Consider the following 22,869-nt stretch of genomic DNA (forward strand, 5'->3'; position numbering starts at 1 on the left):
CCCCCGGGGGGCGCTGTGCATCAACCCCCCCCGCGCCGGCCCCCCCGCCGTCAGCGACCCCCGATGGGCGCGAACACGGAGGCAGGGGGCGTCAGACGTCGTAGCGGGCCGGCAGGGCCGCCAGCGCGCTGACGTCCCCGGCGACCTCCTCGACCTGGGGTTCGGAGCCGTCGGGGGAACGGCGGAGCACGACCGCGGGGCCGGGTGCGGTGGGGGACACGGCCGTCCCGCCCACCGTGAACGCCTGGTCGCTGACGCGCAGCCAGGTCCCCTCGCGCAGTCCGAGCACGGCGACGTCGTTGACCTCCAGGAACTCCCGGAGACGGGTTTCGCGGGTCTCGCCCATGTGCGTGCTGGCCGGGTCGGCGTCGACGAAGTGCGGGTTCAGCTGGAAGGGGACCAGACCCAGGGAGGACAGCGTCGCGGGCTCGGTGATCGGCATGTCGTTGGTCGTGCGGATCGTCGGGGCGCTGATCCCGGTTCCGGCGCTGGCTCCCAGGTACGGCGTCCCCGACCTCGCGGCGTCGCGCAGAGCGTCCAGTCCTCCGTTGCCCTGCAACGTCTTGAGCAGCCGGAAGGTGTTCCCGCCGCCGACGAAGACGGCTTGCGCGTCGCGGATCGCCGCTCCCGGGTCGGCGGTGGTGTGCGCGCCGCGCACCGCGATCCCCAGGGGTTCGAGCGCCTCGGCGACGCGCGCGGTGTAGCGGTCGTGGTCGGCCAGGGCGTAGGGGACGAAGAGCAGTTCCGTGCGGCCGGCCAGGACGGCGACGACCTCGGTCAGCGCGTGCTCGAGGTACCCCCGGCCGTGGTTGGTCGAGTTCGACATCAGCAGCAGTTCCACGGTGAGCGGTCCTTCGTGGGGGAGGGGCGGGTCGCCGGAACCGTACCCGGCGGGGAGCGCCGGGTGATTTCACGTGTTCGTAACACGTGGGCGTGGACGACGGGCATGAGCCGGGCGTACCTTCCCTGGTCACAAGTCGGGACGCCGTTCCGACTATCGGAACAGGTGAGGCGAGGAGAGCCCGTGCCCGACGAGCTGCTGACCGTCCAGCGCGCGCTCGACGTCCTCGCGCTGTTCAGCACCGACCGGCCCGACTGGGGGGTCACCGAGGTGGCGGCCGAGCTGGGGCTGGCCAAGTCGCAGGCGCACCGGCTGCTGACCACGCTGGCCGGTCGCTCCTACGTCGTCGTCGACCCCCGCACCCGCAGCTACCGTCTCGGACCGGCCCTCATCGGGTTGGGACAGGTCGCCAGCCGCTCGGACGGGACCCGGCAGCTCGCCCTGCCCGTCCTGCGCCGGCTGGCCGCCACCAGCGGCCACTCCGCGCAGCTGAACGTCTACGACGGACCGCAGTACGTGCTCGCCGCGGCCGCGCAGTCCCCCAGCGAACTCCAGTACGAGTTCACCGTGGGCCGTCGCTACCCCTGGTACGGCGGCGCGGCCGGACACGCGATCTACGCCTTCCGCGACCCCGCCGAGATCCAGAGCTTCCTCGCGCTCGGGTTCACCCAGTCCGCCGAACGCGGAGCGCACACCCCCGAGGAACTGCTCGCCCGGCACGCCGCGACCCGGCTGCGCGGCTGGGCCCACTCCGCCGGGGAGTTCGACCCGCGCACCGCGGCCGTCGGCGCGCCGGTCCGCGCGGCGGGGCAGGTCGTGGCCTCGGTGATCGTCATCGCGGCCGTCCAGGCCCTCGAACCCGACCTCGACCGGATGGGGGCCGAGGTCGTGCGAGCCGCCGCGGAGCTGTCGGACGTCTTCAGCACCGGACGCGCGGTCGAGGCCCTCCCCCCGAACTCCTCCCCGAACGTCCCCCCGAGAGGACAACCGTGACCGTGCAAGACCAGGAGACGGGCACCGCCGACCGGCGTCACCCCCGTGCCCTCGAACCCGTGACCCTCGTGGTCCTGGCCCTGCTCAGCGTGCTGGGCGCCCTCATCGGCCTGCACATGATCACGACTCTCGGGGTCTCGCCGAACACCTCGGTGATCGGGGCCCTCGTGGCGATGCTCGTCGGGCGCGTGGCGTTCCTGGGCCTCGTGCGCATGCGCAGCGTCCACCGGCAGAACCTGGCCCAGAGCGCGATCTCGGGTGCCACGTTCGCCGCGGCGAACTCGTTGCTCACCCCCATCGCCATCCCGTGGGCGCTGGGCCGCCCCGACCTGGTCTGGCCGCTGCTGCTCGGCGCCGCGCTGGGTCTGGCGATCGACGTCTACGTGCTCTACCGCAGTTTCGGTTCCCGCTTCCTCCCCGCCGACGCGGCATGGCCTCCCGGTGTCGCCGCGGCCGAGACCATCAAGGCCGGCGACCAGGGCGGCAGGCGCGCCCTGGTCCTGGCCGGTGGTGGCGTCGTCGGACTGGTCGCCTCGTTCTTCGGCCTGCCCATGTCGGCCGCCGGTGTCGCCCTCATCGGGAACATCTGGGCCCTGGCCATGTTCGGCGTCGGGTTGCTGGTCAGCCAGTACGCGCCGGACCACCTGGCCGAGGGGACCACGTTGTCCTCGCTGTACATCCCGCACGGTGTGATGATCGGCGCCGGCCTCGTCGCGCTCGTCCAGGCCGGCCTGCTGCTGGCCCGACGGGACCGGGGGAAGGCCGACCTGGACCCGAGCCTCGCACCCGCTGTGGCGCCCTCCGCCCGTACCGTCGAGGACGACCCCACGACGGCGCCGACGGTCTCGGTGGAGCAGTTGCGCCGCACGATGTCCACCGGGTACGTGCTCTACGTCCTGGGAGCCGTCGTGCTGGCGGCCGTCACCGGGGTGTGGGCGGACATGCCCGTGCTCGCCGTCGTCGGCTGGGTCCTCTTCGCGGCGTTCGCCGCGATCGTCCACGAACTCATCGTCGGTCTGGCCGCCATGCACGCCGGCTGGTTCCCCGCCTTCGCCGTCACGCTGATCTTCCTCATCTGCGGGTTGCTGCTCGGATTCCCGACCGTCCCGCTGGCCGTCCTCGTCGGTTACTGCGCTTCCACCGGGCCGGCGTTCGCCGACATGGGCTACGACCTCAAGGCCGGCTGGCTGCTGCGGCGGGACAACCGGCCCTACACGGCCTTCGAACTGGAGGGCCGTCGCCAGCAGCTGCTCGCCAGCGTCGTCGGGTTCGCCGTCGCGCTGGGCCTGGTCGCCCTGCTGTGGCGTTCCTACTTCGCCGACGGTCAGCTGCCCCCGGTCTCGATCGTCTACGCCGACACCATCGCCGCCGGGCTGGGCGACCCCGAAGTCCTGCGCAACCTGGCCATCTGGGCCGTGCCCGGTGCGCTCGTCCAGCTCCTCGGCGGGTCCAAGCGGCAGATGGGCGTGCTGCTGGCCACCGGTCTGCTCGTCGCCACCCCGAACGCCGGCTGGCTCGTGCTGGCCGCTCTCGTCGTCCGGTTCGTCTGGGTCCGCCGTCGCGGTGAGCAGGGCGAGACCGAGATGGCCCTCGTCGGCGCCGGTCTCATCGCCGGCGACTCGCTCAACTCCGTCGGGAGGATCTTCCGTGGCTGACCTCGGCGTCATCACGATCGGCCAGGCGCCGCGCACCGACCTGACCCCCGAGCTCGTGCAGTGGTTGCCGGGCGTACGGTTGCACGAACGAGGTGCCCTCGACGGCCTCACGCACGCGCAGATCGCCCGGATGTCCCCGCGCGAGGGCGAGGAGGTCCTCACGACGCGGCTCGCCGACGGCTCCTCGGTCGTCATCGGCCACGACCACGTGCTGCCCCGGATGCAGCAGGCGGTCACCGAGCTCGAGGAGCGGGGTGTCGACGCGGTCCTGCTGGCCTGCACCGGCACCTTCCCGCACTTCGAGCACCGGAAACCGCTGCTGGTCCCGGAACTCATGATCGGCCCCGGCGTCGCCGCGCTCGCCGGCCGGGCGGCGACCGTCGGGATCCTCGTCCCGTTGCCGGAGCAACGCCAGCACCCCGACGGCAAGTACGCCGCGCTCGCCGCGAGGACCGTCGTGGCCGACGCGACGCCGTACTCCGCTCAGGACGAGGGGTTGCTCGCGGCCGCCGACGACCTGCGGGCCCAGGGTGCGGAACTGATCGTCGCCGACTGCATCGGCTACTCCCAGCGGATGCGCCGGCTGGTGTCCCGGCGCGCCGGTGTCCCCGTGGTCCTGGCCCGGTCGATCGTGGCGCGGCTGACCGCCGAACTGCTCGACGACGGGACCGCCGCGTGAGCCCCCTGGTCGGAGTGGTCCGGGTCGTCACCAGCGACGACACCGAGTTCCTCGACCGGCACGGCCGCCTCCTGGAGTCCGAGCAGGGACTGCGGACCCTCACCCGTTGCCTGCCCGACCAGCCGCGTGGCGTCTTCGACGACGCCACGTTCGCAGCCGCCGTCCCCAAGGTGCGCGACCTGGCCGTCGAGCTGGCCGGCCAGGTCGACGTGGTGGTCATCAGCTGTGCAGCCGATCCCGGTCTGGCCGAGGCGCGGGCAGCGGTCGACGTGCCCGTCGTCGGTGCCGGATCGGCGGCCGCGGGCCTGGCGCTGGCGCTCGGCCGCCGCGTCGGTGTCCTGGACCTGACCGCGCGGACTCCCGAGTCGATCACGTCCGTCCTCGGCAGCCGCCTGCACCTCGCCCGTCAGCCCGACGGCGTGCGTGAGACCCGCGACCTGCTGACCGAGCAGGGACGGGTCGCGTGCCTCACCGCGGCTCGCCGGATGGTCGAGGACGGCGCCGACGTCCTGCTGCAGGCGTGCACCGGGATGACGACCACCGGTCTGGCCGCACAACTGCGCCGCGAACTCCGAGTGCCCGTCGTCGATGCCGTGCGCGCCGCCGGCACCGTCGCCGCGCTCGCCGCCTGAGAACCCGAAGAAGCCCCACCAAGGAGAAGCACCTGTGTCCTGGCGTCACGTCCTGAACCTCTTCGACCTGCTCGACTCGCCCGCCGCGAGCGGGACGGCCGCGGCCGACCTGCTCACCGCCCTGGGCGCCGAGGACGTCGTCGTCACCCCGGTCACCGGTCCGAAGGGGACGACCGAGTTCGTCCGGCTGACCATCCCGGGCACCGACGGCAGGTCGGCCGGCGGGAGCGCCCCGACGCTCGGCATCGTCGGGCGGCTCGGCGGGCTGGGAGCCCGTCCCGAGCAGATCGGTTTCGTCTCCGACGGTGACGGGGCGCTGGCGGCCCTGTCGGCCGCCGCCAAGCTGCTGGAGATGGCCTCCCGCGGCGACCGTCTGCCCGGCGACGTCGTGGTCGCCACCCACGTCGACCCCGACGCGCCCACCCGCCCGCACGACCCGGTCCCGTTCATGGACTCGGCCATCGACATGTCGGTGACGAACCAGTACGAGGTCCTGCCGGAGATGGACGCGATCCTGTCCATCGACACCACGCGCGGCAACCGCATCGTCAACCACCGCGGGTTCGCCATCACCCCGACGATCAAGGAGGGGTGGATCCTGCGGGTCTCCGAGACCCTGCTGGACTGCGTCGAGCGCACGACGGGCCTGAACCCCGTCGTGCTGCCCATCACCACCCAGGACATCACGCCGTACGGCAACGGTGCCTACCACGTGAACTCGATCGTGCAGCCGACGACCGCGACGTCCGCACCCGTCGTCGGTGTCGCCCTCACCGCCGTCACCGCCGTCCCGGGGTCGGCGACGGGGGCCTCGGACCTGCAGGCCGTCGAGTCCGCGGTGCGGTTCGTCATCGAGGTGGCCAAGGACTACGGCCGCGGGATCGCCTCCTTCCTCGACGAGGAGGAGTTCGCGGACCTGGTGTCCCGCTACGGTTCCCTCGCCCACCTGCAGACGATGGGCGCCGACAGCTGACCGCTGCCCCCACGGCCGGAGCGCCGGCCGTGGGGCAGGGCCGGGTCAGAACCCCGCGACCTCGTGCGGTTCGTACGGGGCCTCGAGCTCGGCGACCTCCTCGGCGGTGAGTTCCAGCTCGATCGCGGCCAAGGCGTCCTCGAGGTGGTGCGGTCTGGTCGCCCCCACGATCGGCGCGGTCACGACGGGGTTCTGCGCGACCCAGGCCAGCGCGACCTGCGCCCGCGGGACCCCACGTCGTTCAGCCACCCGCGCCACGGCCGCGACGATCTCGGCGTCGGAGTCGCGGTACAGGGTCTTGCCGAACTCGTCGGTCTCGGAGCGGCTGGTCGTGGCGTCCCAGTCGCGGGTCAGCTTCCCGCGGGCCAGCGGGCTCCACGGGATGACGCCGATGCCCTCGTCGGCGCACAGCGGCAGCATCTCGCGCTCCTCCTCGCGGTAGAGGAGGTTGTAGTGGTCCTGCATGGTGACGAACCGCGTCCAGCCGTTGAGGTCCTGCAGGTGCAGGGCCTTGGCGAACTGCCACGCCCACATCGAACTCGCCCCGAGGTAGCGGACCTTGCCGGCCGCGACGACGTCGTGCAGCGCCTGCAGCGTCTCCTCCAGCGGGACCGTCGGGTCGAACCGGTGGATCTGGTACAGGTCGATGTGGTCGGTGCCCAGCCGGCGCAGGGAGTTGTCGACCTCGGTGAGGATCGCCGCGCGCGACAGGCCCGCGCCGTTGGGGCCCGGGCGCATCCGGCCGTGCACCTTGGTCGCGATGACGACCTCCTCGCGCGGCACCGCGGCCAGCAGCGTCTTGCCGACGATCTCCTCGCTGGAGCCGTCGGAGTACACGTTGGCGGTGTCGAAGAAGTTCACGCCGGCGTCCAGGGCGCGGTGCAGGAAGGGGACGCTGTCCTGTTCGGACAGCGTCCAGGCGTGGTTCCCGCGCTGGGGGTCGCCGTAGCTCATGCAGCCGAGCACCAGCCGCGAGACCTCGAGGCCGGTGTGGCCGAGCTTCACGTAGTCCATGCCGGGATGCTGCCCGATCCTGCCGCCCGATCGCGCGGTGGAACCACCCACCGCACGCCTGGGCGATCGAACGATCAGCGCTGATCGAACGGTCTTGACCGGTTCCGGGAGCGCGCGGCACGGTGGCGATCACCGGGGACCGCGACGACGCGGTTCCCCCGAACAGCTCGGGAGAGCCCGTGACCGTGACCTCCGCGTCGCGCGGGTACCACCGCGACAGCCCCCACCCGGGCCGGCCCTGCGTCGCCCTGGCCATGGACCCCACCACCAGCCGCCGCGTCCTCGACGACGGTTTCCTGGCCCGGCTGGCCGCCGTCGCCGACGTCCGGCCGGGAGTGCTGGCGGAGTTCGGCTCGGCCGCGGCGCGACGGGCCCTGGCCGGAACCGACGTCCTGGTCACCGGGTGGGGGTGCCCGCCGCTGACCGCGCAGGTCGTGGCCGCCGCGCCGCAACTGCGGGCCGTCGTGCACACCGCCGGGTCCGTCCGCGGCCACGTGACGCCCGCGGTGTGGGAGGCGGGCATCGCCGTCTCCTCGGCCGCGCCGGCGAACGCGGTCCCGGTCGCGGAGTACACGCTCGCGGTGGTGCTGCTGGCCGGCAAGCGCGCCCTCGCCGCCGCCGCCGAGTACCGCCGCACCCGCGCGCGGATCACCGGCCCGCTGCGTGACGCCGTCGGGAACTTCGGCGCCACCGTCGGCGTGCTGTCGGCCTCCCTCGTGGGCCGGCGCGTCACCGAACTCCTGCAGCCGCACGACGTCCGGGTCCTGCTGCACGACCCGTACGTGCCCGACGCCGAGATCCGCGCGCTGGGCGCCGAACCCGTCGGGCTGACCGAACTGTTCGAGCGCAGCGACGTGCTCACCGTCCACACGCCCCTGCTGCCCGAGACCCGCGGTCTGGTCGACGCCGGGTTGCTGGCCCGGCTGCGGGACGGGGCGACCCTGGTGAACACCGCGCGGGGCGCCGTCGTCGACGCGCAGGCCCTGACGGCCGAACTGCTCTCGGGACGGTTGCAGGCCGTCCTGGACGTCACCGACCCCGAACCCCTGCCGCCGGAGCACCCCCTGTGGGACTGCCGCAACGTCCTGCTCACCCCCCACGTCGCCGGTTCCCTCGGCAACGAACTGCGCCGGCTCACCGCGGCCGCCGCCGGGGAGGTCGAGCGCTTCGCCGCCGGCGAACCCTTCGCCCACGCCGTGACCCGGGCCGCCATGGAGCGGTCCGCCTGAGCCAGGAGGTCTCGTGATCGACCCCGTCCGCTTCGCCGTCGTCGGCGCCGGTGTCATCGCCCAGCAGCACGGTCTCGTCCTGCACCAGCTCCGCCAGGAGACGGCGGGTGCGGTGGAACTGGTCGCCGTCGTCGACCCCGTCCGCTCGCGGGCGCAGGCCCTGGCCGACGAACGCGGTGGGCAGGTCCACACCTCGCTCGCCGAGGCCGTGGACGCCGTCGACTTCGACGTCGCCGTCGTCTGCACCCCCACCGGAACCCACGGCGAACTCACCGTGCAGGCCCTCCAGGCCGGCAAGCACGTCGTGGTGGAGAAACCCGCCGAGACCACCGTCGAGCGCATCGACGAGGTGATCGCCGCCCGTGACCGGGCCGGCACCCTGGTCAGCGTCATCTCCCAGCACCGGTTCGACCCCGCGACCGAGATCGTGGTGCGGGCCGTGGCGGAGGGGGAGTTCGGCCGGCTGACCTCGGCGGTCGCCTCGGTCGACTGGTGGCGCGGGCAGAGCTACTACGACTCCGGCGACTGGCGCGGCACCTGGGCCCTGGACGGCGGCGGTGCGCTGATGAACCAGGGCGTGCACACCGTGGACCTGCTGGTGGCGGCGATGGGCCGGCCCGTGGAGGTCTTCGGGTACACCGGCACGCTGGCCCACGAACGGGTGGAGGTCGAGGACGTCGCCGTGGGCGTCGTGCGGTTCGCCTCCGGGGCCCTGGCCACCCTGCACGGTTCCACCGCCGTCTACCCCGGGCTCACCGCACGGCTGCAGGTCCACGGGACACGCGGTTCGGCCGTGGTCGAGAACGACCGCCTGGTCTACTTCCACGGCACACCGGCCGGGCAGGAGGCACCGGAGGCCTTCATGGGCGGCAACGGCGCGGGCACGAACCAGGTGCAGCGGTTCGCCGGTCCCGACGGCGTCGTGCCGGCCCCGCCCACCAGCGTTCCGGGGCGGATGAACGACGCCCACCTGTACCAGTACCGCAACGTCCTGGCCGCCCTGCGCGGCGAGGAGGAACTGCGGGTGGGGCTGGAGGAGAACCGCCAGGCGGTCGCCGTCATCACCGGCCTGTACGAGTCCGTCCGCACCGGGGCGCCGGTGACCTTGACCGAACCCGCTCCCGCCCGCTGAACCCACTCACGAAGGAGGCGACGAGGATGTCGCGCAACGGCCGCCGGATCGCGGCGAACCCCATCCCCTACTGGGCGCAGGCCGGCAAGACCCGCGAGGTCTTCGAGCAGGCGTTCCGCGACTTCCAGGAGATCGGCTTCACGGCCGTCAAGGCCGACGTGCCCGAGGGCATGGGCGCCGCCGAGTACGCCAGGTGGCTCGCGGGTTTCGGGCTCAGTCCCTCGATCGGCCTGTTCAGCTCGCCGCTCGACGAGACGGTCGACGTGGGCGAGCTGCTCGAGCAGGCCCGGCGCTTCGGCGCGCAACAGGCCGAACTGGGCCTGGACCGCACGATGCTGTCCTCGATGGCGGTTCCCGCCCGGATGCGCACCCCGGCGGTGGGAGCCGACTTCGACCAGGGCCGGCTGGACCGGGCGATCGAGAACGCGGGACGGGTCTGCGAGGTGCTCCTGGCCGAAGGGGTCCGGCCGCTGCACCACTCCCACGTGGGTGGTGTGTTCGAGACGGAGGCCGAGGTCACGGCGTTGCTGGACGGGCTGGGACCGGACCTCATCGGTTTCGGTCCGGACACCGGGCACCTGCGCTGGGCCGGCGCCGATCCGCTGGATCTGATCCGGCGCTACGCGGACCGGATCGGCGGCGTCCACCTCAAGGACGTCTACCCCGACCACCTGCCCGCCACGGCGGACGGTGGCGACTACCGCTCGGTTTCGGGCAGCGGGCGGTTGTGGGCCGAACCTGGACGTGGGGTCCTCGACCTCGACGCGGTCGTGGCCGCGCTGCCGCCGGACTACGACGGCGACTACATGATCGAGGTCGACCACCCCAGCGTCGGCTCGCTGTACGAGTCGCACCGGATCTCCTTCGAGTGGGCGACGCGAGCCCTGGGTGAGGTGGCGGTGTCGTGACGGGAACAGACGGGTTGCGGGACATGGCGAACGCACGCCCGAACACCCCCCGTGGCGGAACCCGGCGTGCTAGGTTCTTCACCTCGAACCGGGTAAACGTTTACCTCGGGGTGCCGACGACGGAGGCCCCGCCGCGCCCGGGTCGATCCGTCCCAGCCCTTTCCGATGCAGGTGACGTGGCAGGAGCTCGAAGGTGAGATTCAACTCGACGCGCGAGAAGCCGGCGGCCCCGCCGACCGCAGCCCGGGTCCAGCACCGGCAGCCGGAGGTGCGACGCAGACGACGTCCCCTCACCCGGGACCAGGTGCTGCTGGTGGTCATCGGGCTCCCGGGGGCGCTGGCCCTGGTCCTCTTCCACTACGTGCCGCTGCTGGGCAACGTCATCGCCTTCCAGGACTACCAGCCCTACCTGGAGATCACCGAGGCGGACTGGGTCGGCTGGGCCAACTTCTCGTTCCTGTGGGACGGGAACCCGGAGTTCCTGAACGCCCTGTGGAACACCGTCGCCCTCACGATCATCCAGACCGTTCTCGTGTTCCCCGTCCCGCTGGCGCTGGCGCTGCTGCTGAACAGCCTGGCGGGGGAGCGGCTCAAGCGGACGCTGCAGTCGATCCTCTACCTGCCGCACTTCCTGTCCTGGGTGATCGTCGTGGCCCTCTTCCAGCAGATGCTCGGCAACGCCGGCATGCTCAACACCTTCCTGGTCCAGAACGACCTGCCCATCGTCCAGGTCATCGGGGCCCCGGAGTTGTTCAAGGCCCTCGTCACCAGCCAGGTGATCTGGAAGGACGCCGGCTGGGGCACCATCATCTTCCTGGCGGCGATCTCACGCATCGACCAGGAGCAGTACGAGGCCGCGGCGGTGGACGGGGCGAACGCGCGGCAGCGGCTGTGGCACATCACCCTGCCCGCGTTGAAGGGCCTGATCATCCTGCTGCTCATCCTGCGCCTGGGCAGCAGCCTGTCGGTGGGCTTCGAGCAGATCCTGCTGCAGCAGGGGCCGGTCGGCCTGCGGGCCAGCGAGGTCCTGGACACCTGGGTCTACAACAACGGCATCCTCGGCGGGAACTGGGGCACCTCCGCGGCGGCCGGCCTCGTCAAGGGGGTCGTCGGGGTCCTGCTGGTCGTCGGCGCCAACAAGCTGGCGCACGCCTTCGGTGAGAGAGGGGTGTACGAGAAGTGACCACCATCGAGAACGCCACCATCGGCGACAGCACGGACCGGCCGGCCACCAAGGACGGCAAGCGGCCGCCGTGGATGGAGAAGCCGCATCCCCTCACCCAGGCCGCGAAGTTCGTCGTCCTGTCGATCTGCGTCGCGCTGGTGATCGTGCCGTTCTGGTCGGTCATCGCCACGTCGCTGGCCGACCAGCAGACGATCAACGACTCCGGTGGGGGCATGGTGATGTGGCCGGGCGGCATCAGCCTGGACTCCTACGCCGCGGTGCTGTCCGGCGGTGTCGTCACCCGGGCCGTCATCATCTCCGTGGCCATCACCGTCGTGGGGACGCTGCTGTCACTGGCGGCCACCGCGGGGCTGGCGTACTGGCTCTCCCGTCCCCGCGCGGTCGGCGCCAAGCCGGTGCTGATGCTCCTGCTGGGGGCGGTGCTGTTCTCGCCCGGTCTCATCCCCAGCTACCTGGTGGTCAAGGAGTTCGGCCTCCTGGACTCCTACTGGTCGCTGATCCTGCCGGTGCTGGTCAACGCCTTCAACGTCATCGTGATGCGGGCCTTCTTCCAGGAACTGCCCAAGGAGCTGTTCGAGTCGGCGGCGATCGACGGCGTCGGGGCGTTCACGGTGCTGACCCGCATCGTGCTGCCGCTGTCCAAGGCCGTGCTGGCCGTGATCGGCCTGTTCTACGCGGTGGCGTACTGGAACGCCTTCTTCAACGCCCTGCTGTACATCCAGTCCAGCGAGAAGTGGCCCATGGCCCTGGTGCTGCGCACCTACGTCGTCAACCAGACGACCATCGGTGGTGACCAGGTCGGTGGTGAGGTGCTGCCGCCGCAGTTGCCGCTGCAGATGGCCATCCTGGTGATCGCGATCGTCCCCATCCTGCTCGTGTACCCCTTCCTGCAGCGCCACTTCGCCAAGGGCGTCATGATCGGCGCGGTCAAGGGCTGACCCCGCACCGCTGCTTCCAACCAGTTCGGATCGAGGAGGATCCATGTCCCACAGCGCTTTCCACCGGCCCATCGGGCGACGAGGGCTGATCGCCGGTGCCGGGGGTGCGGCTGCGTTGTTCGCCTCCGGCGGACTCGCCGGGTGTTCCGGCGGGAGCAGTGGTTCCAGCGGTGAGTCCGCCGAGAACACCGCCGTCCTGCCGACCTACGTCCCCTACACCGGCGTGCAGCCGGACCTGCCGGGGACCGAGGAGGGCGTCGACCCGGGGTTCTACAACTGGCCGGCCGAGAACCCCACTGCGGTGCCGGAGGTACCGGGGAACGGGGAGACGGTGACGGGGATGGCGAACATCTACTTCGCCGTCCCGCCGGGGCCGGGCAGCAACAGCTACTGGGCGGGACTGAACGAGCGGCTCGGGGTGGACCTGCAGCTGCAGATGGTCAGCAACGCCGACTACCTGCAGAAGTTCCCGACGACGATCGCGGGCAACGACCTGCCCGACATGCTCCAGGTGCCGAACGGCTTCCCGCCGCCGGTGCCGAACATGCCGCAGCTGCTGGAGAAGCGGTTCACCGACCTGTCCGAGCACCTGTCGGGCGACGCGGTGAAGGACTACCCGAACCTCGCGAACATCCCGACCCGCACCTGGCTGAACACGGTCTACAACAGCGGCATCTACGGCATCCCCATCCCGCGCGGGGCGATCGGCAACTACCACTTCATCCGGCAGGACCTGTTCGAGAAGGCGGGCGTCTCGCCCGCACCCGAGAGCTACGAGGAGTTCGTCGACGCCACCAAGGCGCTGACCGACCCCAAGCAGCGGCGCTGGGCCTTCAGCCAGATCAACCAGCCGCGGCAGCTGCTGGGACGCATGAACGACGAGCCGAACATCTGGGCCGAGGAGGGCGGCAAGCTCACCCACGTCTACGAGACCGAGCAGTACAAGCAGACCGTCACCGACCTCATCGCGATGTGGAAGTCCGGGGTCATGCACCCGGACTCGTTCAACCCCCAGCAGCCGTTCAAGCAGTTGTTCAACGCCGGAACGGTCGCCATCAACGCCGCCGACGGGTACCCGGGCTGGATCCAGTACCAGCTGGACAACGCCTCGAACCCCGACTTCAAGCTGGGACTGATGCCGGTCTACACGCGCGAGGGGGGCGAGCTGGCCCGGTGGAACCTCGGGAGCGGGTTCTTCTCCATCACCCTGCTGAAGCAGCAGGAGGACCCGGAACGGATCAAGCTCATCCTGCGGGTCCTGAACTGGCTGGCCGCGCCGTTCGGCACCGCGGAGTACAAGTACCGGCTGTTCGGTGAGGAGGGTGTCGACCACACCCTCGACGCCACGGGCAACCCGGTGCTCACCGAGACGGGCACGACGAACACGGTGCTGCCGATCCGCTACCTGGCCGACAGCCCGTACAACATCTACGTCCCCGGCCGCCCCGACGACGCCGACGTGCAGCACGACTACCAGTCGTTGGAGATCCCGACCGGCATCGCCAACCCGGTCCTGGGCCTGTACTCCAACACCGCCTCCAGCAAGAACGCCACGGCCGACAAGGCCTTCCTCGACGGGGTCTGGGACGTGGTCCAGGAACGGCGGCAGTTCGCGGAGCTGGACAACCTCATCGCGACGTGGCGCAGCGCGGTCGGCGACGCCATGCGGACCGAGTACCAGGACGCGCTGCAGAAGGCGGGGACGACGACGGGCTGAGCTGCGCTACGCCGCAGGCGAACACGGGCATTGAGTCGGGTGGACTCAGGTTGTGCTCCTCGACGGCGCTCGCACCGAGCGCCACGACCGTCCGAGGAGGACACACCATGTCCCAGTTGTCCGTGTGGCGCCGCAGCCCCTTCGACGCCCGTTTCGAGCAGCAGTTCGACACCCTGGTCCGCAACGCGTTCGGTCCGGCCACCCGTCCCACCGGCTTCGTCCCGGCCGCCGAGGTCGGCCGTGACGGGGACGACGCGGTCGTCCGGCTGGAACTCCCCGGTGTGTCCCTGGAGGACGTCACCGTCGAGGTCGAGCGCGGCAGCCTCGTCGTGCGCGGTGAGCGCAAGGACGTCCGCTCCGAGGACGAGCGCGGTCGCAGCGAGATCCGCTACGGCAGCTTCCGCCGCAGCTTCTCGCTGCCGAGCACGGTGAGCGCCGACGCCGTGAGCGCGAGCTACGACGCCGGGGTGCTGACCGTCCGCGTCGCCGGCGCGCACGCGGCCGCCCAGCCGACCCGCATCGCCGTGACGACGACGGCCCCCGCCGTCGGGACCACGAACGAGTCGTCCGCCGAGGTCACCGAGGCCTGATCTGGCCCCGGGGGAACGGATCGTTGACGCATCCGGCCGGTAGGTCCGGCCCGACGCGTCAACGGTCCGGTCCCCGCCAGCCCGTCAGCGCGCCAGGCGCACCGAACTCGACAGCAGCGCGGCGTGCACGAACGCCTGCGGCAGGTTCCCGCGCAGCTGCCGTTCCTGCACGTCCCACTCCTCGCTGAGCAGCGCCGCCGGGCCGCAGGCGGCGCGGTTGCGCTCGAAGAACCGGAACGCGTCGACCTCCTGGCCGTCGGCGTGCAGCGCCTCGGCCAGCAGGAAACCGCACAGCAGGAACGCCCCCTCGGTGGTGCCCAGCGGCATCGAGTCGGGGGAGTAGCGGTAGACGTGGTGGTCCTGGACGAGGTCGCGGCGCACCGCGGCCAGCGTCGCGCGCGAGCGCGGGTCGTCGACGGGGACCGCGCCGTGCAGCGCCGGGCGCAGCAGTGCCGCGTCCACGCCCGGCTGGCCCGGACTGCGCTGCCAGCGACCCTCCATCGGATGCAGGCAGTCGCGCGAGGTGCGCGCCAGGATGGTGTCGGCCAGCGCCGCGTACCGCGCGGCCTCACCCGGCGTGGACACCTGCGCCATGCACTTCAGCCCGGCCACGCACTCCAGCCGCGAGTGCGCCCACCAGTCGTCCTCGATCTCCCAGATCCCGGCGTCGGGTGTCTCCCAGCGCTTCTCGATGGCCGACACGACGACCTCGACGGCCCGTCGGCCGTCGGTGTCGAGCACGTCGAACCTCGCGGCCGAGGCCAGCAGCTGCAGGACCTCCCCGAAGGCGTCGAGCTGGAACTGCCCGCGCACGCGGTTGCCGGCGATGTCCCAGCCGCCGGGGTAGCCGGCCAGCCCCGTCGACCGCTCCTCGGGCACGGGACCGCCCAGCACCGTGTAGGCCGGGACGAGGTCGGGGCCGTCGGCCAGCACCCGCCGGGTCACGAAACCCACGAGGTCCTCGTACAGCGGGTACGGCGCCCCGCACTCGGCCAGCGCCAGGCCCGCGTAGCACTGGTCCCGGATCCAGGCGTAGCGGTAGTCGTAGCTGCGGCCCCTGTCGGCGTGCTCGGGCAGCGACATCGTCGCCGCCGCCGCCATCCCGCCGTCGTCCGAGGTCAGCCCGCGGATCACGGCGAAGGAGTGCCGCGCCTCGGTCGGGGCGATGCTGTCGGGCACCTCCGGCACGGCCGAGCGCCAGGTGTGCACGGTCGAGGTCCACGCGTGGTCCGGATCGGGGACCTCCTCGCGCACCCGCGTCCCCACCTCCAGCACCAGGTGGTGCTTCCCGCCGGCGGGAACGGCCAGGTGCGCCCGCAGGACACCGTCGTCCACGGCCGCCTCGCCCAGCCCGGACAACCGCACGTGCAGGTCGCCCGTGCGGGCCGTCCACCGGCCCGCGTCGTCGCGCTTGAGCGACCGCAGCGCCTTCGTCCCGAACTGGGCCCGCAGGTCGAACACGACGTCGACCTGACCGTCGCCCTCGACGGCGGTCACCTCGCGCAGCAGGACGGCGCACTCGGGGTCGCTGGGCATGGCCATCGCGTCGCGGCAGTCGATCGTGCCGTCCCCGCGGGAGGTCCAGTGGTGCCGGAACACCAGGGTTCCCGGTTCGTAGCACCCACCCCACGTGAACGGGTGCGAGGGGGTGACGGCGAACACGCCGCGGCCACCGAGCAGCGAGGCGAACACCGCGTCGTCGTGCCAGCGCGGGGAGCACATCCAGACCACGTCGCCGCGCGGGCCGACGACGGCCCCGCGGGCGCCGTCGGCCACGAGGGCGTAGTCGCGCAGGACGTGCGGCGGGAACTCGCGGGCCAGGTCCTCCGGGGTCACCCTCGCGCGCCGGTGGTCAGCAGCAGCTTGCCGACGTGCGAGGAACCCTCCATGACCTCGTGCGCGCGGGGGGCCTGCTCCAGCGGGAACCGGTCGTGCACGACGGGACGGACGACACCGTCGACCAGCAGCGGCCACACGTGGTCGCGCACGCTGGCCACGATCGCCGCCTTCTCCGCGGTCGGCCGGGTCCGCAACCCGGTGGCGTGCACCGAGAGCCGTTTGCGCAGCACCAGGCCCAGGTCGAGCTCGGCGCGCGTCCCGCCCTGGGTGGCGATCACCACCAGCCGCCCGCCGGTGGCCAGCACGTCGAGGTTGCGCGCCAGGTACGGGGCGCCGACGACGTCCAGCACGACGTCGGCACCGGCCGGTTCGAACTCCCGGACCCGTTCGACGAAGTCCTCCGTGCGGTAGTTCACGAGCAGTTGCGCGCCGAGGTCGGCGCAGCGTTCCAGCTTCTCCGGTGAACCCGCCGTCACCGCCACCCGGGCACCGACCTGGCGGGCCAGCTGGATCGCCATCGTGCCGATGCCGCTGGAACCGCCGTGCACGAGCAGCAGTTCCCCCGGCCGCAGCCCGGCGAGGGTGAACACGTTGCTCCAGACCGTGCAGGCCACCTCGGGCAGGGCGGCCGCGTCGACGACGGAGACCCCCTGCGGAACGGGCAGCAGCTGCCCGGCCGGGACGGCGACCTGCTCGGCGTAGCCGCCGCCGCCCAGCAGCGCGCAGACGGCGTCGCCGACCTGCCAGCCCGAGACCCCCTCGCCGAGGGAGGAGATCCAGCCCGACACCTCCAGCCCGGGGTGCTCGGGAGCGCCGGGGGGCGGAGGGTACTTCCCCTCGCGCTGCATCACGTCGGCCCGGTTGACGCCGGCCGCGGCGACGCGGACCACCACCTCACCGGGCCCGGCGACCGGGTCGGGCAGCTCGGAGACGACGAGGGACTGCGGCCCTCCGGGGGTTTCCACGATCACCGCGCGCACCCTGGGGACACTACGTCGGGCCCTCGTCCCCCGCTCGTTCCAGGAGAGCCTGCGCCCGCGCCAGGTCGTCGGGGTCGTCGACGTCGAGCGCCTCCAGCGCGCTGACGGGCACCTCCACCACGGCGCCGCGGAAGACCTCGCGCAACGGCCGCCCGGCCACGGCCGGCAACCCGTCCAGCACCCGGACCGCCGCGCTGCGCCGGTGCGCCGACAGCAACGGCTGACGACGGCCGTCCGGGTCCACGCCGATCACCGCGTCGGCCTCCGGATGCGCCCGCAGCGCCGCCACCAGGCGCTCGACGGCGCTCGCCGCGAACGGCTGGTCGGCGCCGAGCAGCACCACGACCTCGGCGGAGGTGGTCGCCAGGCCGGCGGCGAAGCCGGCCAGCGGCCCGCCCCCGGGCGGGTCCTCACGCACCCCGCCAGGTCCGACGAGGACCACCTCGAACCCGCCCAGTCCCGCCAGCAGGGTGTCCAGCACGGTGCTGCCCCCCAGCGGCGCCCGCAGCTTGTCGGCCCCCGGCCGCACCGCGGAGAACCGCGTTCCGGCGCCGCCCGCGACGACGACCACGGTCGTTCCCACGTCTCCTCCAGGCCACCCCCCGTCGGGGGTCGAGATTGCACGTTTCACCTGAACGGTCAAGCGGCGCGCCGTGCAGCCGATGGGCCGTTCGAGGGTTGTCGGGCCGAGGGGTTACACCTCGCGGTCCCACGTCCCGATCACTCCTGAGTCTGCTCGACCCCTGGTGGGCAGTTTTCCACCGCTCACCAACGCGTACGGAAGGTTGACATGCTGCGGAACCTGAGCATCCGAGCCAAGCTCGCGGTCCTCCTGGTGGTGCCACTCGTGCTGCTGCTCGTCGCCGTCGTCGTGACGACCGCCCAGAGCGCGGTGACGACCACCGAACGTCGCCACCTCGCCGCCTACGCGAAGTCGACGCAGACGATCAACGAGTTCTTCACGGCCCTGCAGACCGAACGGCAGAACGCCGTCGAGTACCTGGCCGCCCCGAGCGAGGAGGGCAGGAGCCGGCTGGCGACCGACCGCGCCGCCACCGACGCCGCGGTCGCCGCGGTGCGCCAGGCGGCCACCGACAGCGGCCTGGACCTGACCTCCGGCGCCGCCGGCGCCGTCGACGAGCAGCTGCTGCGCGCCCTGGGGCAGACCCTGCCGCAGACCCGCAGCGCCGTCGACGGCGGGACCACCACGCCCCTCGCGACGCTGTCCGCCTACAGCGACATCAGCTCCACCGCGACCGACCTGACGGTCGCCGTGGCCGAGAACGCCGCCGACCGCGACATGGCGCAGGAGATCGGCGCCTTCGGGTACCTGCTCAAGCGCGTCGACGCGCTGGCCCTGGAGCAGACCGCCGGCGTCCTGGCCATCCAGGGCAACGCCACCACCGCGGTGGAGACCCTGCGCGGCACCGCCATCGAGCGGGGCACGTACTTCGAGCAGCAGGCCCGCCACCGCCTGCGCGCCGACGACATCGAGGCGCTCGACTCCCGACTGAACTCCGGCGCGACGACCTCGGCGCTGGCCTTCCTCAACCAGGACCGCAACCTGTTCGAGGCGAGCAGCGCCCCGTCGCTGAGCCAGGCCGACTGGGAGGAGACCTCCGACGAGGTCATCACCGCCTACCAGGACGCCACCGCAGCCCTCGCCGACGACGTCGCCGAGGAGGCCGACGCCGCGGCCACCCGCGCCACCATCGGCACGGTCGTCCTGCTCGCCGTCGTCCTGCTGGTCTTCGTGGCCGTCGGCTGGTTCGGCTTCCGCGTCGCCCGCAGCATCGGTGACCGCCTGCGCGACCTGGCCGCCGCCGCGACCGAGGTCCGCGACGAGCTGCCGCGCATGGTCGAGCGCATGCAGACCCCGGGCGAGGGCCCGGGCGTGGAGTTCACCCCCATCCCGGTGACCAGCAACGACGAGATCGGTCAGCTGAAGGTCGTCATCAACGACCTCAACGAGACCACCTTCCGCATCGCGGGGGAGCAGGCCGCCCTGCGCGCCTCGATCGCCGAGATGTTCGTCAACGTCGCCCGCCGCGACCAGACCCTGCTGGCCCGCCAGCTGGCCTTCCTGGACCAGCTGGAGCGGACCGAGGAGAACCCCGACACCCTCGAGGACCTGTTCACCCTCGACCACCTCGCGACCCGGATGCGGCGCAACGCCGAGTCCCTGCTCGTGCTGGCCGGCATCAACACCGGTCGCCGTCTGCGCCGGCCGCTGCCGCTGTCCGACGTCGTGCGCACCGCGGCCGGCGAGATCGAGCACTACGGCCGCGTCGACCTGGCCCTGCAGGTGGACCCGCCGGTCGTCGGCCACCTGGCCCTGTCGGCCTCGCACATGATCGCCGAGCTGCTCGAGAACGCGACGAACTTCTCCGACCCCGGCACCCGCGTCGTCGTCGGCACCGCCGAGACCGACCGCGGCGTCGAGGTCACCATCAAGGACGCCGGCCTCGGCATGAACGCCGAGGAGGTCGAGACCGCCCACCAGCGCATCTCCGGTGGCCGCGCCTCGGAGTTCGTCGGGGCTCAGCGCCTCGGGTTCTACGTCGTCGGCCGCCTCGCCGGCCGCCTCGACGTCGACGTCGAGTTCGCCACCGCCGAGGGTGAGGGCACGACCGTCACCCTGGTCCTGCCGGCCGCGCTGTTCACACCGGGCAGCGTCAAGGGCGGCGAGCCCGAACTGGCCGCGCTGGACTCCGGTCTGCCGCAGCTGGACGGCGCACCCTCGGCCCTGCCGGAGGCTCCCTCGGCCCTGCCGGAGGCGCCGTCGGCGCTGCCGCAGGCCCCGGGGGCTCCGGCCGCCGGCCCGCTGCCGACCCGCACCCCGTCCGCCCCGGCCGGTGGCGCGAGCACGATCGTCAGCAACCCGCTGGCCGCCGGCGGCCTGGGCGACGCCCTGTCCCAGACGCTGCAGCAGTCGGCCGCCGAGGCCGCCGCCAGCAGCGAGGTCGGCGTCACCGCGCCGAAGACCAAGGTCGAGGGCCGGCAGCTGCCGACCCGCAAGCGCGGTGCCCAGGCGCAGGCCAAGGTCGACGCGGCCACCGCTGCCCCGGCCGCCCCGGTCGCCGAGCCGGTCGCGCCGGTCGTGGAGCCGGCGGAGGACTGGAAGCCCGTCACCGCCCCGTCCCCGGGTGCGGCGGCGATGCCCAAGCGCGAGCGCAAGGCCGAGGCGCCGACCGCTCTGGCTGCGGCGCAGGACATCCTGCCCAAGGCCGGTCGCAAGCCGCGCCAGGTGCGCGACTCCGCGACCCCGCCGAAGACGGCCGCCGAGGCCTTCTGGACCTCCCGCAAGCGCAGCGGGGAGGACCTCAAGGGCTCCGCGCTGGACGCCCTGGAGGCCAACCGCGCGGCGCAGGTCGAGACCCCCGTGGCCCAGGCTCCGGCTCCCGTCGTGGAGGCCCCGGTGGCGCCGGTCGTGGAGGCTCCCGCGGCTCCGGTCGTGGAGGCCCCGGTGACGCCGGCCCCGGTCGTCGAGACCCCGGCTCCCGTGGTCCCGACCCCCGTGGTCGAGGCTCCGGTGGTTGCGGCTCCCGTCGTCGAGACCCCGGCTCCCGCCCCGGTCGTCGAGGCGCCCGTGGCCCCCGCCCCGGCCCCGGTCGCGGCCTCGGTCGCGGCGCCCGCCGCGCCGACCCCGGCGGCCCCGGCCCCCGCGGCGACCCGCACGGTCGGCGAGGCCCTGCGCCAGCGCAACGCCCTGGCCGCCGAAGCGCTGAACGCCCTCACCGAGGGCCAGAGCTTCACCCCCTCCCGGGGCACCGGCTCCGCACCGCTGGTCCGCCGCCAGGCGGGCGCCACGGCGGCCGCGGCCAAGCCCGCCCCGGTCCGCGCGGCGGCCAACCGCCAGCGCCGCGCCCCCGCTGACGTCCGCTCGATGCTGTCCGGCTTCCAGGCCGGCGTGTCCCGCGGTCGCGCAGGCGAGACCCCGGCCGCTCCCGAGAGCGGTGCCGACGGTGACGCCTGACCAGAACTCCCGGAAGTCCTTCCGGGGCGACGAAGAACGTCCGACCCACCACCCTGACCAGAAGAACGCCGCGAGAAGAGGAACCCCACTGTGACCGCGCTTAGCTCCGAGGCCGCCGACTTCAGCTGGCTCCTCGACAACTTCGTCAAGAGCGTCCCCGGCGTCACCCACACCGTCGTCGTCTCCGCCGACGGCCTGCTGATGGCGATGTCCGACAAGCTCCACCGCGAGGCCGGCGACCAGCTCGCCGCCATCGTCTCCGGCGTCTCCAGCCTGGCCCGCGGCGCCGCCAACCAGCTGCAGTCCGGCGAGGTGCGCCAGGCCATCATCGAGATGGACGACGCGTTCTTCTTCCTCGTCAACATCTCCGACGGTTCGGTCCTGGCCGTGGCCGCCGAGGCGGGCTGCGACGTCGGCCTCATCGGCTACGAGATGGCCATGCTGGTCCAGCGCGCCGAGACCGTCCTGACCCCGCAGCTGGTCTCGGAGATGCGGGCGGCCCTGCCCACCTCCGCGCCGGCCGCGGCGCGGTGGTGACGGCACGTGACAGCACCTGGTAGCGCGGACCTCTGGTCCGACGACGACGACCAGGACGTCGAGGAGTTCACCGTCCGCCCGTACACCGTCACCGGTGGCCGGACCCGCCCGAGCAACGCCGACCTCCCGGTCGAGGCGCTCGTGGAGGCCACGGCCGCACCGGAGATCGGGATGACGCCGGAACGGCGCAGGATCCTCGAACTCACCTCGACGTCCTACCTGTCGATCGCGGAGCTGTCCGCACACGTCCACCTGCCGGTCGGCGTCGTCCGCGTCGTGGTCAGCGACCTGTCCCAGTCCGGGAAGGTCCGCATCCACGGCCTCACGATGACCTCGGCCCCTCAACCCGCGACCACCATCAGCGTCCTGGAGAGTGTTCTCAATGGCATTTCCTCGCTCTGACGTGAGCCCCGCCGGAGCCGGAGCGCCCGCGGGAACCGACACTCAGGCCCCGCCCACCGTCGTCAAGATCGTCGTCGCCGGCGGCTTCGCCGTCGGCAAGACGACCTTCATCGGATCCATCTCGGACATCGAGCCGCTGCGCACCGAGGCCGCGATGACCGAGCACTCGGTCGGCGTCGACGACGCGGGCCTGAACTCCGAGCGCAAGACCTCCACCACGGTCGCCATGGACTTCGGCCGCATCGCGCTGCCGGGCAACCTGTGGCTGTACCTGTTCGGCACCCCCGGCCAGGACCGCTTCCTGTTCATGTGGGACGACCTGGTCAAGGGCGCCATCGGCGCCGTCGTCCTGGTCGACACCGACCGCCTGGACCAGTGCTTCCCCGCCGTGGACTACTTCGAGTCCCGCGGCATCCCCTTCGTCGTCGCGGTCAACTGCTTCGACGGCGTGGCCCAGCACGACCTGGACTCCGTCCGCGAGGCGCTGGCGGTCCCTGACCACGTGCCGCTCGTCTACACCGACGCCCGCTCCAAGGCCGCGACCAAGCACAGCCTCATCACGCTGGTGCAGACGGCGCTCGCACGCCTGAACGCCGCGTCCTGAGGTCGCCGCGCACCGGCGGAGGCCGGTCCCCGATCCCGGGGGCC

At 72.6% G+C, this 22,869-nt stretch carries 21 protein-coding genes; 16 read left to right on the forward strand and 5 right to left on the reverse strand.

The window, feature by feature from the left end; translation table 11 throughout:
- Window positions 1-91: 91 nt before the first annotated feature.
- Window positions 92-841 (reverse strand): dipeptidase PepE, encoded by a 750-nt coding sequence (pepE, locus tag ACRYR2_RS15795; RefSeq protein WP_432563844.1) that lies wholly within the window; start codon window positions 839-841, stop codon window positions 92-94.
- A gap of 183 nt (window positions 842-1,024) precedes the next feature.
- On the opposite strand from pepE, the gene ACRYR2_RS15800 reads away from it, so the two are divergent.
- The 5 genes from ACRYR2_RS15800 to ACRYR2_RS15820 are packed head-to-tail and all read left to right on the forward strand — an operon-like array spanning window position 1,025 to window position 5,773.
- Window positions 1,025-1,834 carry an IclR family transcriptional regulator gene (locus tag ACRYR2_RS15800; RefSeq protein ID WP_432563845.1) on the forward strand — a complete coding sequence of 270 codons (810 nt, stop codon included), beginning with the start codon at window positions 1,025-1,027 and terminating at the stop codon, window positions 1,832-1,834.
- Window positions 1,831-3,489 carry an OPT/YSL family transporter gene (locus ACRYR2_RS15805; protein ID WP_432563846.1) on the forward strand — a complete coding sequence of 553 codons (1,659 nt, stop codon included), beginning with the start codon at window positions 1,831-1,833 and terminating at the stop codon, window positions 3,487-3,489. Before ACRYR2_RS15800 ends, ACRYR2_RS15805 begins: the two co-directional genes overlap by 4 nt.
- On the forward strand, window positions 3,482-4,168 hold the full coding sequence (locus ACRYR2_RS15810; RefSeq protein WP_432563847.1) for an AroM family protein: 687 nt from the start codon (window positions 3,482-3,484) through the stop codon (window positions 4,166-4,168). Before ACRYR2_RS15805 ends, ACRYR2_RS15810 begins: the two co-directional genes overlap by 8 nt.
- Window positions 4,169-4,173: 5 nt before the next feature.
- Window positions 4,174-4,800, forward strand: coding sequence for an aspartate/glutamate racemase family protein (locus ACRYR2_RS15815; protein ID WP_459115344.1), 627 nt, complete (start codon window positions 4,174-4,176; stop codon window positions 4,798-4,800).
- A gap of 34 nt (window positions 4,801-4,834) precedes the next feature.
- Window positions 4,835-5,773: a DUF1177 domain-containing protein gene (locus ACRYR2_RS15820; RefSeq protein ID WP_432563849.1), complete on the forward strand. Its 939-nt coding sequence runs from the start codon at window positions 4,835-4,837 to the stop codon at window positions 5,771-5,773.
- 45 nt (window positions 5,774-5,818) lie between these two features.
- On the opposite strand, the gene ACRYR2_RS15825 is transcribed toward ACRYR2_RS15820, so the two are convergent.
- Entirely contained in the window at window positions 5,819-6,787 is a 969-nt protein-coding gene (locus ACRYR2_RS15825; RefSeq protein ID WP_432563850.1) for an aldo/keto reductase, read from the reverse strand.
- Window positions 6,788-7,041: 254 nt separating this feature from the next.
- Between ACRYR2_RS15825 and ACRYR2_RS15830 the strand changes: the two genes are divergently transcribed.
- The 7 genes from ACRYR2_RS15830 (at window position 7,042) to ACRYR2_RS15860 (ending at window position 14,487) form a co-directional block, all read left to right on the forward strand.
- Complete coding sequence (locus ACRYR2_RS15830) at window positions 7,042-8,016, forward strand: hydroxyacid dehydrogenase (RefSeq protein WP_432563927.1); 975 nt, start codon at window positions 7,042-7,044, stop codon at window positions 8,014-8,016.
- 13 nt (window positions 8,017-8,029) lie between these two features.
- Window positions 8,030-9,148, forward strand: coding sequence for a Gfo/Idh/MocA family protein (locus ACRYR2_RS15835; protein ID WP_432563851.1), 1,119 nt, complete (start codon window positions 8,030-8,032; stop codon window positions 9,146-9,148).
- A gap of 26 nt (window positions 9,149-9,174) precedes the next feature.
- Complete coding sequence (locus ACRYR2_RS15840; RefSeq protein WP_432563852.1) at window positions 9,175-10,056, forward strand: sugar phosphate isomerase/epimerase family protein; 882 nt, start codon at window positions 9,175-9,177, stop codon at window positions 10,054-10,056.
- Window positions 10,057-10,249: 193 nt separating this feature from the next.
- Window positions 10,250-11,239, forward strand: coding sequence for an ABC transporter permease subunit (locus ACRYR2_RS15845; RefSeq protein WP_432563853.1), 990 nt, complete (start codon window positions 10,250-10,252; stop codon window positions 11,237-11,239).
- Entirely contained in the window at window positions 11,236-12,180 is a 945-nt protein-coding gene (locus ACRYR2_RS15850) for a carbohydrate ABC transporter permease (protein WP_432563854.1), read from the forward strand. Before ACRYR2_RS15845 ends, ACRYR2_RS15850 begins: the two co-directional genes overlap by 4 nt.
- Before the next feature lie 43 nt (window positions 12,181-12,223).
- Window positions 12,224-13,897, forward strand: coding sequence for an extracellular solute-binding protein (locus ACRYR2_RS15855; RefSeq protein WP_432563855.1), 1,674 nt, complete (start codon window positions 12,224-12,226; stop codon window positions 13,895-13,897).
- A 107-nt stretch (window positions 13,898-14,004) separates the two neighbouring features.
- Complete coding sequence (locus ACRYR2_RS15860) at window positions 14,005-14,487, forward strand: Hsp20/alpha crystallin family protein (protein WP_432563856.1); 483 nt, start codon at window positions 14,005-14,007, stop codon at window positions 14,485-14,487.
- A gap of 84 nt (window positions 14,488-14,571) precedes the next feature.
- On the opposite strand, the gene ACRYR2_RS15865 is transcribed toward ACRYR2_RS15860, so the two are convergent.
- From ACRYR2_RS15865 to mobA, 3 genes are read right to left on the reverse strand one after another with little or no spacing between them, the layout of a single operon-like run.
- Complete coding sequence (locus ACRYR2_RS15865) at window positions 14,572-16,323, reverse strand: glycoside hydrolase family 15 protein (RefSeq protein WP_432563857.1); 1,752 nt, start codon at window positions 16,321-16,323, stop codon at window positions 14,572-14,574.
- Window positions 16,320-17,306, reverse strand: a complete 987-nt coding sequence (locus ACRYR2_RS15870; protein ID WP_432563858.1) for an NAD(P)H-quinone oxidoreductase — start codon at window positions 17,304-17,306, stop codon at window positions 16,320-16,322. The genes ACRYR2_RS15865 and ACRYR2_RS15870 overlap by 4 nt, the downstream gene beginning before the upstream one ends.
- 10 nt (window positions 17,307-17,316) lie before the next feature.
- The gene (mobA, locus tag ACRYR2_RS15875) at window positions 17,317-17,889 is read right to left on the reverse strand and encodes a molybdenum cofactor guanylyltransferase (protein WP_432563859.1); all 573 of its coding nucleotides are present in this window, start codon (window positions 17,887-17,889) and stop codon (window positions 17,317-17,319) included.
- A 207-nt stretch (window positions 17,890-18,096) separates the two neighbouring features.
- Here mobA and ACRYR2_RS15880 point away from each other — a divergent pair, with 207 nt between their 5' ends.
- From ACRYR2_RS15880 to ACRYR2_RS15895, 4 genes are all read left to right on the forward strand, one after another.
- Window positions 18,097-21,282, forward strand: coding sequence for a sensor histidine kinase (locus ACRYR2_RS15880; protein ID WP_432563860.1), 3,186 nt, complete (start codon window positions 18,097-18,099; stop codon window positions 21,280-21,282).
- A 90-nt stretch (window positions 21,283-21,372) separates the two neighbouring features.
- On the forward strand, window positions 21,373-21,819 hold the full coding sequence (locus ACRYR2_RS15885; protein WP_432563861.1) for a roadblock/LC7 domain-containing protein: 447 nt from the start codon (window positions 21,373-21,375) through the stop codon (window positions 21,817-21,819).
- A 6-nt stretch (window positions 21,820-21,825) separates the two neighbouring features.
- Complete coding sequence (locus tag ACRYR2_RS15890) at window positions 21,826-22,221, forward strand: DUF742 domain-containing protein (RefSeq protein ID WP_432563862.1); 396 nt, start codon at window positions 21,826-21,828, stop codon at window positions 22,219-22,221.
- Complete coding sequence (locus ACRYR2_RS15895) at window positions 22,202-22,825, forward strand: GTP-binding protein (protein WP_432563863.1); 624 nt, start codon at window positions 22,202-22,204, stop codon at window positions 22,823-22,825. Before ACRYR2_RS15890 ends, ACRYR2_RS15895 begins: the two co-directional genes overlap by 20 nt.
- Window positions 22,826-22,869 lie beyond the last annotated feature (44 nt).

The organism is Kineococcus deserti, from assembly GCF_050871945.1.
In the GTDB taxonomy this organism is placed as follows: Bacteria; Actinomycetota; Actinomycetes; order Actinomycetales; family Kineococcaceae; genus Kineococcus.

What these genes read in the sequence shown, in the direction of transcription:
- ACRYR2_RS15825 (WP_432563850.1), bottom strand. Translation starts at nt 6,787, where the DNA reads ATGGACTACGTGAAGCTCGGCCACACCGGCCTCGAGGTCTCGCGGCTG.
- ACRYR2_RS15830 (WP_432563927.1), top strand. Translation starts at nt 7,042, where the DNA reads ATGGACCCCACCACCAGCCGCCGCGTCCTCGACGACGGTTTCCTGGCC.
- ACRYR2_RS15840 (WP_432563852.1), top strand. Translation starts at nt 9,175, where the DNA reads ATGTCGCGCAACGGCCGCCGGATCGCGGCGAACCCCATCCCCTACTGG.
- ACRYR2_RS15855 (WP_432563855.1), top strand. Translation starts at nt 12,224, where the DNA reads ATGTCCCACAGCGCTTTCCACCGGCCCATCGGGCGACGAGGGCTGATC.
- ACRYR2_RS15860 (WP_432563856.1), top strand. Translation starts at nt 14,005, where the DNA reads ATGTCCCAGTTGTCCGTGTGGCGCCGCAGCCCCTTCGACGCCCGTTTC.
- ACRYR2_RS15880 (WP_432563860.1), top strand. Translation starts at nt 18,097, where the DNA reads ATGCTGCGGAACCTGAGCATCCGAGCCAAGCTCGCGGTCCTCCTGGTG.
- ACRYR2_RS15895 (WP_432563863.1), top strand. Translation starts at nt 22,202, where the DNA reads ATGGCATTTCCTCGCTCTGACGTGAGCCCCGCCGGAGCCGGAGCGCCC.